This is a genomic window from Acinetobacter sp. AOR14_HL (assembly GCF_027855175.1).
Lineage (GTDB): Bacteria > Pseudomonadota > Gammaproteobacteria > Pseudomonadales > Moraxellaceae > Acinetobacter > Acinetobacter calcoaceticus.
In genome coordinates this window covers 247,287-262,264 of the sequence record NZ_JAKTII010000006.1, presented here as the reverse complement: position 1 = coordinate 262,264, position 14,978 = coordinate 247,287, and the positions used below count along the sequence as shown (strand labels likewise).

14 protein-coding genes are annotated in these 14,978 nt (G+C 39.3%); 10 read left to right on the top strand and 4 right to left on the bottom strand.

Annotated elements, in window-relative coordinates; all coding sequences use genetic code 11:
* Window positions 1–11 precede the first annotated feature (11 nt).
* From dut to MKL38_RS08055, 8 genes are all read left to right on the top strand, one after another.
* Window positions 12–464, top strand: coding sequence for a dUTP diphosphatase (gene dut / locus MKL38_RS08090; protein ID WP_003653255.1), 453 nt, complete (start codon window positions 12–14; stop codon window positions 462–464).
* A gap of 199 nt (window positions 465–663) precedes the next feature.
* Window positions 664–2,082: a phosphomannomutase/phosphoglucomutase gene (locus MKL38_RS08085; RefSeq protein ID WP_270903017.1), complete on the top strand. Its 1,419-nt coding sequence runs from the start codon at window positions 664–666 to the stop codon at window positions 2,080–2,082.
* A 15-nt stretch (window positions 2,083–2,097) separates the two neighbouring features.
* On the top strand, window positions 2,098–3,003 hold the full coding sequence (gene argB / locus MKL38_RS08080) for an acetylglutamate kinase (protein ID WP_003653251.1): 906 nt from the start codon (window positions 2,098–2,100) through the stop codon (window positions 3,001–3,003).
* 122 nt (window positions 3,004–3,125) lie between these two features.
* The gene (locus tag MKL38_RS08075) at window positions 3,126–3,908 is read left to right on the top strand and encodes a GNAT family N-acetyltransferase (RefSeq protein ID WP_045434753.1); all 783 of its coding nucleotides are present in this window, start codon (window positions 3,126–3,128) and stop codon (window positions 3,906–3,908) included.
* Window positions 3,909–4,015: 107 nt separating this feature from the next.
* Window positions 4,016–4,864 carry a class II glutamine amidotransferase gene (locus tag MKL38_RS08070; RefSeq protein WP_003653249.1) on the top strand — a complete coding sequence of 283 codons (849 nt, stop codon included), beginning with the start codon at window positions 4,016–4,018 and terminating at the stop codon, window positions 4,862–4,864.
* 251 nt (window positions 4,865–5,115) lie between these two features.
* Window positions 5,116–5,571 (top strand): bacteriohemerythrin, encoded by a 456-nt coding sequence (locus tag MKL38_RS08065; RefSeq protein ID WP_017388663.1) that lies wholly within the window; start codon window positions 5,116–5,118, stop codon window positions 5,569–5,571.
* A gap of 151 nt (window positions 5,572–5,722) precedes the next feature.
* Complete coding sequence (locus MKL38_RS08060; RefSeq protein ID WP_270903016.1) at window positions 5,723–6,790, top strand: hypothetical protein; 1,068 nt, start codon at window positions 5,723–5,725, stop codon at window positions 6,788–6,790.
* Entirely contained in the window at window positions 6,790–7,101 is a 312-nt protein-coding gene (locus MKL38_RS08055) for an RnfH family protein (RefSeq protein WP_270903015.1), read from the top strand. The genes MKL38_RS08060 and MKL38_RS08055 overlap by 1 nt, the downstream gene beginning before the upstream one ends.
* A gap of 67 nt (window positions 7,102–7,168) precedes the next feature.
* Here the strand turns inward: MKL38_RS08055 and MKL38_RS08050 are convergent, their stop codons facing one another.
* Window positions 7,169–7,567 carry an outer membrane protein assembly factor BamE gene (locus MKL38_RS08050; protein ID WP_003653245.1) on the bottom strand — a complete coding sequence of 133 codons (399 nt, stop codon included), beginning with the start codon at window positions 7,565–7,567 and terminating at the stop codon, window positions 7,169–7,171.
* Window positions 7,568–7,678: 111 nt separating this feature from the next.
* On the opposite strand from MKL38_RS08050, the gene fur reads away from it, so the two are divergent.
* Window positions 7,679–8,116 (top strand): ferric iron uptake transcriptional regulator, encoded by a 438-nt coding sequence (gene fur, locus MKL38_RS08045; protein ID WP_003653242.1) that lies wholly within the window; start codon window positions 7,679–7,681, stop codon window positions 8,114–8,116.
* Between the two features lie 70 nt (window positions 8,117–8,186).
* Here the strand turns inward: fur and MKL38_RS08040 are convergent, their stop codons facing one another.
* Both MKL38_RS08040 and MKL38_RS08035 read right to left on the bottom strand, forming a co-directional pair.
* A complete protein-coding gene (locus MKL38_RS08040) occupies window positions 8,187–9,305 on the bottom strand; it encodes a PilT/PilU family type 4a pilus ATPase (RefSeq protein WP_004641663.1) in 1,119 nt (372 codons plus the stop codon).
* 19 nt (window positions 9,306–9,324) lie between these two features.
* Window positions 9,325–10,362 carry a type IV pilus twitching motility protein PilT gene (locus tag MKL38_RS08035; RefSeq protein WP_003653239.1) on the bottom strand — a complete coding sequence of 346 codons (1,038 nt, stop codon included), beginning with the start codon at window positions 10,360–10,362 and terminating at the stop codon, window positions 9,325–9,327.
* A 126-nt stretch (window positions 10,363–10,488) separates the two neighbouring features.
* Here MKL38_RS08035 and MKL38_RS08030 point away from each other — a divergent pair, with 126 nt between their 5' ends.
* Window positions 10,489–11,181: a YggS family pyridoxal phosphate-dependent enzyme gene (locus MKL38_RS08030; RefSeq protein WP_270903014.1), complete on the top strand. Its 693-nt coding sequence runs from the start codon at window positions 10,489–10,491 to the stop codon at window positions 11,179–11,181.
* A 200-nt stretch (window positions 11,182–11,381) separates the two neighbouring features.
* On the opposite strand, the gene MKL38_RS08025 is transcribed toward MKL38_RS08030, so the two are convergent.
* Entirely contained in the window at window positions 11,382–14,978 is a 3,597-nt protein-coding gene (locus MKL38_RS08025) for an AAA family ATPase (protein ID WP_270903013.1), read from the bottom strand.

The following is a 14,978-nucleotide window of genomic DNA, read 5'->3' as shown; positions in this document are numbered from 1 at the left end:
TAGGAAATCCCATGAAAGTTCAAGTGAAATTGCTCGATCCGCGTTTAGGTAAAGAATGGCCTTTACCTTCATATGCAACAGCAGGTTCAGCGGGTTTAGATTTACGTGCCTGCGTCGATGAAGCAATTGATATTGAACCAGGACAAACTGTTTTAGTGAAAACAGGTATGGCAATTTATATTCATGATGTAAATTTTGCTGGTTTAATTTTACCGCGTTCAGGTTTAGGTCATAAACACGGTATCGTGCTTGGCAATTTAGTTGGTTTGATTGATTCGGATTATCAAGGTGAATTGATGGTTTCAGTTTGGAACCGTGGTCAAACCACATTCCGTCTAGAACCAGGTGAGCGCCTAGCACAGTACGTTTTAGTTCCAGTTGTTCAAGCTGAATTTGAGCAAGTAGAAGAATTTGAAGAAACTTTACGTGGCGCTGGTGGCTTTGGTCACACAGGCAAACAATAAGTTTTTTGAAAATATTAACGAAAATCAAACGCCTGTTGAACAGGCGTTTCTTTTTACATCTTGAATGTTACAATGGATTATATTACAACACGCTTTACTCATATTCTTTTAACTTTTTTAGCAAACAAACCTTTCAAAAATTTTGAATAATCTATGTTTTTGCGATAGATCGGATTGATCTTTAAATAGAAGATACACTATGAATGTAAGACACTCATTTCCAAAAAGTATTTTTCGTGCTTACGATATTAGAGGCAAACTTTCTTACTTAACCGCGGACGTTGTTCGTTCGATTGCCTACGGATTGGCACAACAATACAAACAAGCAAAACAAACTCAATTAGTGATTGGCTATGATGCCCGTCTCACAAGTCCAGCCTATGCACACTTAATTGAAGAAATTTTAATAGAACAGGGTTTAGTGGTCACAAACATTGGTTGTTGTTCATCGCCAATGATGTATTACATTGCGCGAGATTTTGGTGGCAATGGCATTATGGTGACTGCAAGCCATAACCCAAAGTCCGATAATGGTATTAAGTGGATTTTAAAAGGTGAACCGCCGTCTCCAGAAATGATTCAGCAGGTTGGTGAAGAAGCCCAAACTTATGTACCAGCCCACTCAATTTCTGTACTGGAGTTAACTGTACCTCAATTTAAAGCTGAGTTTTGCCAAAAATACCAGCAAGCTATTTTTAAAGATATTCAGTTAAAACGCCCTTTAAAAGTTGTTTTAGATGGTTTACATGGCTCTGCTGGACACTGCTCAAAATTAATATTGGAAAAAATGGGCTGTGAAGTGATTGCTTTGCGAACTAATCCAAATGGAGAGTTTCCAGACCATGCACCAGACCCTTCGCATGCAGCTCACTTAACTAATTTGCGTAAAGCAGTTGTTGAGCAGCAGGCAGATATTGGCATTGCCCTTGATGGGGATGGTGACCGTGTAGTTTTAGTCGATGAAAAAGCTCAGATATTGACCGCAGACCGATTGTTGTCACTTTTTGCGCAAATGTGCCTAGAGCAGCACCCAGAGCAAGAAATCGTTTTCGATGTGAAATGTTCACGCATGGTTCAAAAAACGGTCGAACAACTCGGCGGAAAAGCAAAAATGATCCGCACGGGAAGTAGTTTTTTACGGGCTTATTTATCTCAGTCAAATGGACGCGCCATTTTTGGTGGAGAATATGCAGGCCACTACGTTTTTAATGATGGGCGTGGTTTTGGCTATGACGATGGTTTATATGCTGCATTACGTGTAATGGAATATTTTACCAAATCTGATGCTACAACAATTTCCGAATTGTTTGCTCCTTATCCAGAAAGATGTTGTACAGAAGATACCTATATTGGTACGTATCAGTCCGATCCAAAGTATGTATTACAAGATATTGAAATTTTAAGTCATCGTTTAGGTGCTCGTATCAGTAAAATCGATGGCGTACGTCTTGATTTTGATGATGGTTTTGGCATTATTCGAGCATCAAATACTGGTGAATATTTTACAGTAAGATTTGACGCAGATAATCCTTTACGATTAAAGGAAATCCAGCAAAAATTTGTAGATATGTTGCAAGAGCACTATCCGCAAATTGCACAAGAACTTTCAGAGGCCTAAGTAAGGAGAGGCGTAATGCCCCAACATCAGCATATCGGTGTCGACAAAGCAAAAATCTTGATTGAAGCTTTGCCGTATATTCAACGTTTTACTGGTAAGACGCTGGTGGTGAAATATGGTGGCAACGCGATGACTGATCCGGAGCTAGAAAGTTCATTTGCCCGAGACATCGTTTTACTTAAAACTGTAGGCTTAAATCCGATTGTTGTTCACGGTGGTGGGCCACAAGTAGACTCATTTTTAAAGCAGTTAGGCCGCGAGTCTGACCGTATTGACGGTATGCGTGTAACTGATGCTGCAACCATGGAAGTGGTTGAAATGGTATTAGGTGGTAGCGTAAATAAATCGATTGTTAACCTGATTAATAAACATGGTGGCCGTGCTATTGGTTTAACAGGTAAAGATGGTAATTTACTTCGTGCTCGTAAATTACTTATGGAAAAGCAAGAAGAAGACGGTTCTATCAAACATATTGATTTAGGTATGGTTGGTGAAGTAACTGGCGTTAAAACTGATGTGCTTGAAATGTTTACTCAAAGTGACTTTATTCCAGTTATTGCGCCATTAGGCGTAGATGAAGAAGGCAATACTTATAATATTAATGCTGATTTAGTGGCAGGTAAGGTTGCAGAAGCATTAGGTGCTGAAAAATTAATCTTGCTCACAAACATTAGTGGCGTGCTGGATGAAAACAAAAATCTGTTAACTGGCCTTACTACGCAAGAAGTTGATCGTCTCATTGAAACAGGCGTGATCTATGGCGGTATGATTCCTAAGGTAGGTTGTGCACTTGATGCTGTTAAAGGCGGCGTTGTTAGTGCGCATATTGTTGATGGTCGTGTACCACATGCAACATTGCTTGAAATCTTTACTGACCATGGGGTTGGAACACTGATTTCTAATCGCGCAAAAACTGCTTAATAAAACCGTTATTCTCAATAAAAAGATCACTCTAGGTGGTCTTTTTTTATACCAATTTAATTTGGTCATTTTTTTGTCATGAGCTTTGACTAGTGTAAGGGGTGTCACTAGGAGCGTTCATTATGCTGGAAAAATTTAATCAATATCGCCAAACCTGGACTTTACCTTTAAATCGTCATAAAGCAATAAATCAAACGCAATTTCGTTTTGAGTGGGTTGATAATTTAAAAGAATTACAAGATGTACAACGATTTCGTGCACAACAATTTAGCCAACAATTTGGAATTCATTTTGAAGATAACTTAGATCAAGACATTTATGATTTTGGTTGCGAGCATGCAGTCTTACGTGAAAAGTGGACTGGAGAAATTGTAGCGTATACCCGTCTAAAATTATTTCAAGGTCATGAGATCGCACAAAGCTACAGCGCACATGAATTTGATATTGTTCCTCAGTTATCGCACCTTCCTAATGTGTTAGAAATAGGGCGTACGTGTGTCCATCCTCGCTTTCGTAATGGTAAAGCGTTATCGATGCTGTGGTTGAACCTTGCACCCAAAGTGCTATGGTCAATGCGTGCTAAATATTTGATGGGCTGTGTCAGTATTCATTTGCAAGATAATTTGGCTAGAGCGTACTACACGCATCGCCAGATTCAGCAATTATCTGAAAGCAAAACAATTGATATTCGTTCGAAAAAAATCTATGAACCTGAATATCCTGAGTTCAGTTTTCCACAAGATGAGCGTATGCCAAAATTGTTCCAAATGTATTTGAGCATGCAGTCAAAACTATCTAAACAGGCATTTTTTGATGAAGAATTTAACTGTCTAGATTATTTTGTATTTCTGGAAGTGAATAAAGTGGCGACTTCATTTGTTATGAATAAAATGGGGCAGCGTTAATAATATGTCTTATTTTCTAATAGCCAGCACATATTGAGATTTGCAAGCAATTTTACTCTCATGCACAATAGAGTATATGAGGTAATTAGAAGTAGTTTAAAAGCGATATGTGCCAGCTATTAGGAATGAATTGTGCAACACCAACGGATATCACTTTTTCTTTCCGTGGTTTTTCACAGCGTGCAGGAATTACCTCAGATCATAGTGATGGATTTGGTATTGCTTTTTTCGAAGACAAAGCTTGCCGACTATTTGTCGATAACCAGTCGGCAGTTGAATCTCCAATTGCTGATCTTATCCGTAATTATCCTATCAAATCGCGTAACGTAATTGCACATATCCGTAAAGCAACTCAAGGTAAAATTACATTAGAAAACTCTCATCCCTTTATTAGAGAGTTGTGGGGGCGTCATTGGATTTTTGCCCATAATGGTGATTTACATGATTTTAACCCACCACTAAGTGGTCGTTTTACCCCTGTGGGTAATACAGACAGTGAACGTGCATTTTGTTATTTGCTTGATCAACTGGTTGAAGCTTTCGGTTATGAAGAACCGAGTCTTGATGAGATATTTGAAGTATTAGAAAAAATTTCTCCACAAATTGCTGAATACGGCACATTTAATTATTGTTTGTCGAATGGGAAGGCATTATTTAGTTACGCGATAACTAAATTACATTGGTTGGTTCGAGAATATCCATTTAATCAGGCTCATTTAATTGACTTAGATGTTGAGGTTGATTTTAGTCAGGTCACTACACCTGAAGATCGTGTGGCAGTTATAACGACAGAACCTTTAACACATAATGAAAACTGGACTGCTTATCAACCAGGTGAAATGATTTTATTTCAACATGGTAAGCCGATTAAAAAAGCAATTACTCATGTGGAAAGATTAAAACGTGAGCAGGAAAATCCAGAGCTTAAACGTATTACTCGTGCGGATCAGTATTAATATAAAGTATATTTAAAATGTATGAATAGAGATATTTATATATATTACACATTTAATAGTAAGGTATTTTGTTTAAAAAATACTTTATTATTTTAGTTGGTTAATTTTTTAAAAAGCAAATAAAAACAATAACTTGATTTAAATATAATTTTTATATGATAAAGCCGACAAAATAGCTTTGTTTTTATTTATATTCTTTAAATATATCATGAGGTTTATGCAACAGTCATTGAACATCATTGGGGAGATGTATGAAAATGAAATGGGCTTCAGAATATAATACGGGTATCGAGGTTATTGATGAGCAACATAAACGAATACTTGATTATATTAATGAAATTGATGATGTAAAAGATGATGAAGATAGACGTCGTATTAAAGACGTTTTAGACAACATTATTGATTATACGCAATCACATTTTACTTTCGAGGAAAGTTTGCAAGAGGAAGCTGATTATAAATATCGTGTACCACATAAACGTGTTCATGATTTATTTATTAAAAAAATAGAGTTATATCGTGAGCGTTTTGAAATGGGACATACTGTTGAAAAAGAGCTACAAGAAATTTTAGCAAAATGGTTAATCAATCATATTCAACATGACGATGCCGATTATGTGGGGGCAGTAAAAGAAAACATGATGGGAATTATTAGAGAAAAAGAAAAGAAGAAAGGGAAAAACTGGTTTGCTCGGTTTTTCGCATAACTTAAATAACAAAACTTATAATTTTAGTTAGCGCAGCAAACTATCGTTTCGGTAGTTTGCTTTTTTTATTGAGCAAACTTTGATTTTCAGGCATGAGACGGGCAAAATATCTATAGTCTTTTTCAAGGAATGCATAATGCAGGACATACCTATGTCACGATGGTTATCGCCCCTGATGGCGTTTTGCTTATCTTTCATCATTATGGCGACATTGGCACCCGCTATGGGAATCCAGATTGATCGTCAAATCGATTTCTGGTTATTGTGGTTAGGCACAATGCTGTTATTGGCTCTGCCAGTTTGTTATTTGGAAATTGCCTTAGCAAAACGGTCGAAGACTACTGCCTTAAATGCTTTATCAAGTTTAACTCGTGAAGCAGATAGTTCACCAAAATGGCGTTTGGCTGGTTGGCTTGCGGTTATTTTTATTCCATTTTTAGCAGGGAGTGTATTGAGTACTGCTGGCAACTTACTGACAGCACAGCTCAATAATAGTGTTTCTGGGCAAATTGTTTTTGCTGGTCTTGCTGTTGCGGCTTTAATTTTATCTTTTATTCCGCGTCAGATTTTAATTGTGCTAATGACAGTCGGCGTAATCGCTTCTCTTGTTTTAGCTAATACAATGGGAACGACTTTACAGCCTTGGCATTGGACAAATGTTGAGTTTAAAGAATGGGGTAATGCGACCGTACTTGCACTTGTTGCGAGTGGTTTAGGCTTAGGACTTTACTGGCAAAATAGCTTGTCTGTAATTCACTCTCAAGAAGGTGCCACAAAAACTGCACTTCCAATCTGGTTAGCTCAGTTAATTGCTGTCGTTGCGTTTGGTTTCTTTTCTCTTCAAGCACAGCTTCCAGTTTTTACTTGGATTTTTACTGCGGTAATGACAACAGCTTTGTTTATTCAACTTGCTAAAGAACAGCTTGCTCAACGTCAACTGATGTACGTTTTACAATGGGTTGTCATTATTTTGGCAATTGCGGTTTGGGCTGTGCCTGAACTTCATGGCATCTTTACGCTGATTTTGATGCTTTGGGGATTACTCATTTGCCTTATCTATGCAATTTTTGCTGGTTGGATTATGAAAATTAGCCACTTGCGTAAATCGATGAATTTTAGCAATGAGTTGTTTTATAACTTGTGGCGTATTGCAGTGCGTATTGTTTTACCGCTTTCAATTGTCATTGCCATGATTTCGGTCATTGGACAAATGATCTGATGGAAAAAGCTCAGAAAGTGTGGGTTGCTTTTGCAGCCCCAGAGCAACAGTTTTTAGTTGCTATTCCATTTGAAGCTGGTATGACTGCATTACAAGCGGTTGAGGCAAGTGGTTTGCAGACACTGGTAAGTTTGCCTGAGCCATTACAACTTGGCATCTTTGGTGCAAAAGTTGAGGCACATGCGATTTTGCAAACAGGTGATCGGGTAGAGGTCTATAGACCTTTAACTATTAACCCTAAAGATATACGCCGTAACCGCGCCGAGAAGAATCCTGTGGGACGATATATTAAAAGTAATCGCTTAAAGTAATAAGTCCCATAAATAAAACCCCTCGAAGTATTTCACTTGAGGGGTTTATTTTTATTAGAAAAAACGATTATAGTGGTGGGGCAGTTAAAATCGCTTCTTTAGAAGCAGGTAAACCTGGTTGCGATTCTGGAATAGTTTCTAAACCTTCAATTTTAGTTACTGTGCCAGTGCCATCAAAGTAAATTTTTAAATGCTGACCATGTGCTGCGGGGATTTTTGCCTTTTTAGCATAAGTTCCCGGGATATAGTTGTAAATGTAGTCCCAGCGTTGAGGATTGAGGGGATCAGTCACAGTTGGACTACCAAGCAAAAAACGCACTTGCTGGAAATTCATGCCGACTTGTACTTGAGAGGCCTGAGCTTTGGTCAAAGGAGTCCCTTGAGGAATATCAACCTTATATACACCAAAGATTGAACAACCAGCAAGGAGTGAAGTGACTAATAACGTCAGCACGAGTTTTTGCATTTTGCTACACTATCCCAATAAATTATGATGCATTTGATCAAAGGATAGATCATACTTCATCTAAATTCTATTGCCTATTCCAACTTGAGATTTGTTGAGAGACCTTTTTTCATGCCTATTTCCAATCAAGATTTGCGCAAAGCTGGACTTAAAGTTACCCTTCCACGAATTAAGATTTTGGAATTATTAGAAAATTCAAAGCAACATCATCTTAGTGCTGAAGATATTTACAAGACTTTGTTAGAACAAGGGGAAGATGTCGGACTTGCGACAGTTTACCGTGTGTTAACACAATTTGAAGCTGCGGGTATCATTCAGCGCCATCATTTCGAAAATAATCATTCTGTTTTCGAAATTATGCAAGAAGATCATCATGATCATTTGGTTTGCTATAATTGCAACAAAGTTATTGAATTTACTAATGATGTTATCGAGAAGGAACAGCATGCTGTAGCAGAACAACATGGGTTTACCTTAACAGGTCACTCATTAAACCTCTACGGTTACTGTAACGAACCTGAGTGTCAGGAAGTGTTGCGCAAGAAATAATCGTTTTCACATAAAGAAAACAAATAAAAAAAGGAAGGTTACGTTTAACCTTCCTTTTTTTATGAAGAAATTACTGTCGGTCGAAGGTTAAATGCTGATTTGTGCCTGCAATTTGATCAGGTCCTTCTTCGGCAAGCTTAATGGTCAAACGTAAATCGTTCGGTGAGTCGGCATGTTTTAATGCATCTTTATAGGTAATTTGGCCTGCTTTATAGAGATCAAACAACGCTTGGTCAAAGGTTTGCATACCGAGTTCACGCGAACGCTTCATTAAATCTTTAATTTCATGAATTTCGCCTTTACGAATGTAGTCAGAAATTAATGGCGAGTTAATCAAAATCTCAATGGCTGCACGACGTGAATTGCCATCCGGTGTTGGAATAAGTTGCTGCGCAATCATGGCCTTTAAGTTAAGCGATAAGTCCATGTAAAGCTGGCTGTGGCGGTCACTTTCAAAGAAGTGAATAATACGATCGAGCGCTTGGTTGGCGTTGTTAGCGTGCATCGTAGCCAATACAAGGTGACCTGTTTCAGCAAAGCCAATCGCGTAGTCCATAACTTCACGAGATCGAATCTCACCAATTAAAATGACATCTGGTGCTTGTCGCAAAGTATTCTTTAAGGCAATTTCAAATGAGTCTGTATCAATGCCGACTTCACGTTGAGTAATGATACAGCCCGCATGCTCATGAATAAACTCGATTGGGTCTTCAATGGTAATGATATGACCTTTAGTGTTGTGATTGCGATAGCTGATCATTGAAGCCAAAGACGTTGACTTACCAGTACCTGTTGCACCAACAAAAATAATGATACCGCGTTTGGTCATTGATAAATCTTTAAGAACGGGCGGTAACTGCAAGTCATCAATTGAAGGAATTTTAGTTTCAATTCGGCGTAGCACCATGCCTGGCATGTCACGCTGCTGAAAGGCGCTCACACGAAAGCGGGCCGTTTTATCACGGTTCATAATGGCAAAGTTACATTCACGAGTGTCTGCAAATTCTTTGCGTTGTTTTTCACTCATGATGGAATGTAAAAGTTGACCAATAACGTCCCCTGAAAGACTATTTTTTGAAATTGGAACAATTTGCCCGTTAATTTTCATAGATGGCGCAACACCATCTGTAATAAAAAGGTCGGATGATTTTTTTTCAACCATGAGGTTGAGTAGGTCATTAAAATCCATATTTATTCTCTAATTATTTTTATAGGAAGGATTCAGGCTGTTTTGCAGCAGTACGTGCAGTTTGTGGGCTAATCACACCACGAGATACCAAACCTTTTAAGCTTTGGTCGAGTGTCGTCATGCCATGATTTGCACCAGTCTGAATTGATGAATACATTTGTGCGACTTTATTTTCACGAATTAAGTTACGGATGGCAGGAATACCAATCATAATTTCATGTGCTGCGACACGTCCGCCGCCATTCTTTTTAAGTAGGGTTTGCGAAATAACAGCCTGTAAAGATTCAGATAACATGGCACGAACCATGTCTTTTTCTTCGGCAGGGAATACGTCAATCACACGGTCAATGGTTTTTGCAGCAGAAGTCGTATGGAGCGTACCAAATACCAAGTGACCAGTTTCAGCAGCGGTAAGTGCTAAACGAATGGTTTCAAGGTCACGCATCTCACCGACTAAAATAATATCGGGGTCTTCACGCAGTGCCGAACGTAGTGCTTCATTAAAGCCATGCGTATCACGATGTACTTCACGCTGGTTAATCAAACATTTCTTCGACTGGTGTACAAATTCGATTGGGTCTTCAACTGTTAAAATATGGTCATAACGATTTTCGTTAATGTAGTCCATCATCGCTGCAAGCGTGGTTGATTTCCCCGAACCTGTTGGACCTGTAACTAACACAATGCCACGTGGGTAATCACAAATATCTTTAAAGATTTGCCCTAAGCCTAAATCTTCCATGGTGAGTACTTTTGATGGAATGGTACGAAACACTGCACCGGCACCGCGGTTCTGGTTAAATGCATTGACACGAAAACGCGCAACATTTGGAACTTCAAAAGAAAAGTCTGTTTCGAGCTTTTCTTCATAGTCACGGCGTTGTTTATCATTCATGATGTCATAGACCAGACGATGAACATCTTTGTGGTCTAAAGCTGGTAAGTTAATGCGGCGGACTTCACCATCCACGCGAATCATTGGTGGCATGCCAGCAGATAAGTGTAAATCGGACGCGCCATTTTTCACAGAGAAAGCGAGTAGCTCTGTAATATCCATAATTTCCCCAAGTAAATCAAAATATGTCATTATTTTGTAGAATAATATACGGCTTTCACTGAGGCTTACCAACACCTCGCTTTAGGTGAAAAGCAAAAAAGTTTTTTGAAAATGAGAACCTTGTCAATGAATTACCTGCAAGATGCGCGACAGCACGTATTACAGCAAATCCAGCGTGGTTGTGAACATGCTCAGCGTGCGCCTGAAACTGTGCAACTTTTAGCCGTATCAAAAACACATCCAAGTGAAAGTTTGCGTGAAATGCATGCAGCAGGGCAAAGAGCATTTGGCGAAAACTATTTACAGGAAGCTTTGGAAAAAATTGAAGCTTTACAAGATTTAGAAATTGAATGGCACTTTATTGGTCATGTTCAGCGAAACAAGACTAAAAATTTGGCTGAAAAGTTTGATTGGGTGCATGGTGTAGATCGTTTAATTATTGCTGAACGATTATCTAATCAAAGGCTTCAAGATCAATCTGACTTAAATATTTGTTTGCAAGTGAATATTGACGGGCAAGATAGTAAAGATGGTTGTGTACCAGATGAGGTTGCCGAGTTAGTTGCTCAAATTAGCCAATTACCCAAAATCAGACTACGCGGTTTGATGGTGATTCCAGCACCAGACAATACTGCTGCTTTTGCAGATGCTAAGGCCTTGTTTGATGCGGTGAAAGAAAAACATGCTCACCCTCAAGACTGGGATACTTTAAGCATGGGAATGTCGAGTGATTTAGAGGCTGCAATTGCTGCAGGTTCAACCATGGTCCGTGTGGGAACTGCTTTATTCGGTGCTAGAGACTATTCGCAAAAAGGATGATGTACGCTATTTCGTACGTTCATTGCGTCCTTTTGCGGCTATGGCGGGAAGTGGTTTTCACTTATGATGAATTCATCAGGAGACAGGATGTTTCTAAGAATAACAATAAACAGTGATGAATGGATGCATACAGGTACGACAGGAGTTATACCAACGCAGATTCTAAAAAAGCCCCGACAGGATGTCGGGGCTTTTTAGTTTTAACCAATGACCTCGATAGTACTTGCGCCAGCACCAAGTGGTTTCACTTGAATTTGTACAGGAATACGCTCATGCATTTCTTGAATGTGTGAGATGAGAACAACCTGACGACCCTGATTTTGTAATTGATCTAAAGCATTCATCACCATATGCAATGAAGATGCATCTAAGGTTCCAAAACCTTCATCAATAAACAGAGATTCAATTTTCATTGAGCCTGAAGCCATATTGGCAATGGCTAAAGATAAGGCGAGGGCTGTTAAGAAGGATTCACCGCCGGATAAAGACGAAACCGAACGCATTTCTCCGTCCATATCGTGGTCGATAATGGCAAGACTTAAAGATTGGTCAAGCCGTTTTAATGTATAGCGTTGAGAAAGCATCGCCAGTTGCTGGTTGGCATGTTCCACTAAAATATCCAGATGATATTGCTGGGCATAGTCACGGAACTCTTTGCCTTTGGCATCACCAATCAGACCTGAAATTTTGCTCCAGCGATGTTCTTCTTGCTGAATATTTTGAATTTGCTGGGCGTATTGTTGCTGTTTCGCAAGGTTTTGCTGGTGCAGCTCTAACTTCAGTTTCAGCTGATCACGAACTTCCAGTTGGGCTTTAAGCTCTGCAATATTGTCTTGAATGAGGTTCAGGAGCTTTTCAAATTCAATATCTGGTTGAGTTTGTAAGTGATCGGACAATTGCTCTTGCATGGTTTTAAGTGCAGAAGAGCTCTCACTGAGTAGACGTTCGGCATGATTAAGGCGGTTACGGATATCTTGCTCTTGTGCTGAATTAATCTGTATGAGCGCCGTAAAGTCCTGCGCCTGAAAATCAGAATGCCCGTTTAACCAGTTTTGAATTTGCGCATTAATCTGTTGTTGATGTTGCTCGGTGTGTTGGTGTTGATGCTTGAGCTGATCTAGTGCCTGTTTTTGTTGCTCGAAGTGCTGTCTGGTCTGTTCAAAACGTTGTTTAGACGCATGATAAGCTGTTTGTTGATGCTGACGTTTGGCATCATGCTCAATTAACCAATCATGAGGCTTAAGGTCAGAAAGGCCTGTCATTTGTTGAATAAGCGATACTGCTTTTTCATTATTTTGTTGACCCTTGAGCGTAATTTCTTTGAGATTTTGGTCGATCTCATTAATTTGTTTGGTCATTTGCTCAAGGTTGGCAGCTAACATTTTTAGTTCTTGTTGCTGCTGTTCAAAACGCTGAGCGAGCTGTTCTTGTTGTTCAAGTTGCTTAGCACGTGCATCAAGCATAGACCAAGTCTGCTTAGCTGTTTGGCTACTCGACTGCTGCCATGCGTGCTGCTCGGGCTCAGATAGGCACTGAACAATATGCTGAACTTGCTGTTGCCATTGCTGTGATGTATTGAGCAAGCTTTCACTACGCTGAACATGTTGAAGCAACTGGTTCTGCTGCTTAATCGCTTGGGTTAAACGCAAGTTTTCTGAGTCAAATGAACTTATTGCAGTTTGAGCGGCTTGTCTAAGCTCGCTTAGTGTTTGTAAGATTTGTTCTGGAGGTTGAGCAAGATCAATTTGTAATTGGTTGAGACTTAATTGCTGAATAAGATCTTGCTGTAAATTTGCTTGTTTTGCTTTAAGTTGAGATAAATAATTTTGAACTTGTTCGAACTCAGCACGACACTGGGTAAGTGTTTGCTGTTGGTTTTGCCACGCATTAAATTTAGTTTGTTCTAGCGCTACTGCTTGTTGTTCTTGCTGTTGCTGCAAGTCGAATAAGGCCTTGGAAACTGTGCTGTCATCAACACGATAGGGGTGATGCGTGCTGCCACAGACTAAACAAGCTTCGCCTTCTTTAAGATTGGTACGTAACTGCTCAATATTCTCTGTATGTAATAAGCGTTGCTGTTGCAAAATTTGCTGTAATTTTTCACGCTCTGTTTTTGCTGTTTGATAGTCTTGCTCAGCTAACTGGCAAACGGTTTTAAGCTGCTGTTCTTGAGCAGAGGCTTGGCTATGTTTTTCGGTGAACTGCTGAAGCTCAGCATATAGCTCATGATAAATTTTAACTTTTTGTTGAATGAGGTCTAGCTGAGTAATTTGAGTAAGTTTTTGTTCTTTATCTTTACGCTGTTGCTCAAGTTTTACCTCAATCTGTTCAACTGTCCCCACCGAAGCCGTCAGTTGTTCAAGTTCACTTTTAGCTTCCGATAGTTTTTGACGAGCTAGAGTAGGATTTCCAAGCTGTTGTTCAATCGCTTCGTAGTTTTGAATAAATTGCCCGAGTTGATGTAAATGTGCTGAAAGGCCTTTATCTAATACAGCATATTGCCCAGTCTGAGTAAGCTGTTGTTGCAGATATGCCTGATTTTGTTGAAGCTGCTCAATCTGTTGTTGAACAGTGTTTTGCTGTTGTTGCAACGGGCTGAGTTTCTGCTCTAGAACATTTCTTTTTTCTTTGCACTTTTTATATTCATCTGCAATAAATGTTCGCTCTTGAATGGACTGTCGAACCTGATTTAAAGCAGATTGATGCTGTTGCTCAAAATCGAGCGTTTGTTTGAGTTCTTGCTCTGCTGATTGATATTGTTTTTGTCCCGTTTCAAAAATTTGAACCAAATCATTAAACTTAATTTGAGCTTGCTGAATTTGCGGCTCAAGTTGTTGTAGGGTTTGTAAATTTTGAGTCTGCTGAAAGACCTGTGGGCGTATTTCAGAGAAAACTTCGAGTCGTTTTAATTGCTCACGTTCACCCGTAAGTTGCTGATGATGGTTTTGCTGGGTTTGAAACTGTTGCTGTTTAGCTTGAACCTCAAGCTCAAGTTTGGCTTTGCGTTCAAACCATTGTTGTTGTTTATCCAACACATTTTTTTGTTGTTCTAATTTTTGATAGTTCTCTTGAGCTTGTTGATATTGTTCGGTAAATGCTGAGATTTCTTCATCAGATAAAATCTCAATATGACCTAAAAACTCTTCAAGCTGTTTACGCTGTTTGGCAATATCTGCTGTTTTACGAAAAGCTAGTTCACCAATTTTGGCAAAAATGCTGGAGTTTGTCAGGTACTCAAGTAGTTCACCGCGTTCACTATCTCGTGCTTTTAAAAACGCCGTGACTTCTGATTGGGCAAGTAAAACAGCACGGGTAAACTGTTCAAATGAAAGCTGGGTGATTTGTTTAACTTTTTCATCAACTGCTTTGGCTTTATCGGCAAGCACCACACCATCGGTCAGGCATTTTAAGTGGCGTTGCACACTTTGTAATTTACCATTCGGATTTTCACGCGCACGTTTAATTTCCCAGCGTGCTAAATAGCGTTTTTGATCTTGAGCAATAAAGCAAAGTTCAGCAAAACCATGTCCTGTACCGCGGCGTAAAACAGTTAAAGGTGAATTGGTGAGTAACTCGGAACCATCAACATCTTTTAATTTGCCATCGCTGTCTTTAAGGCGTGGAACGCGATTAAACAGGGCCAGACACATCGCATCTAAAATGGTCGACTTACCTGCACCAGTTTTACCCACAATGGCAATTAAGCCTGCGTGAGCTAGAGGCGCGCTTTCAAAATCAATAAAGTGCTCGTCAGAAAGAGATGCCAGATTTTTTATACGAATAGATAAAATTTTCAT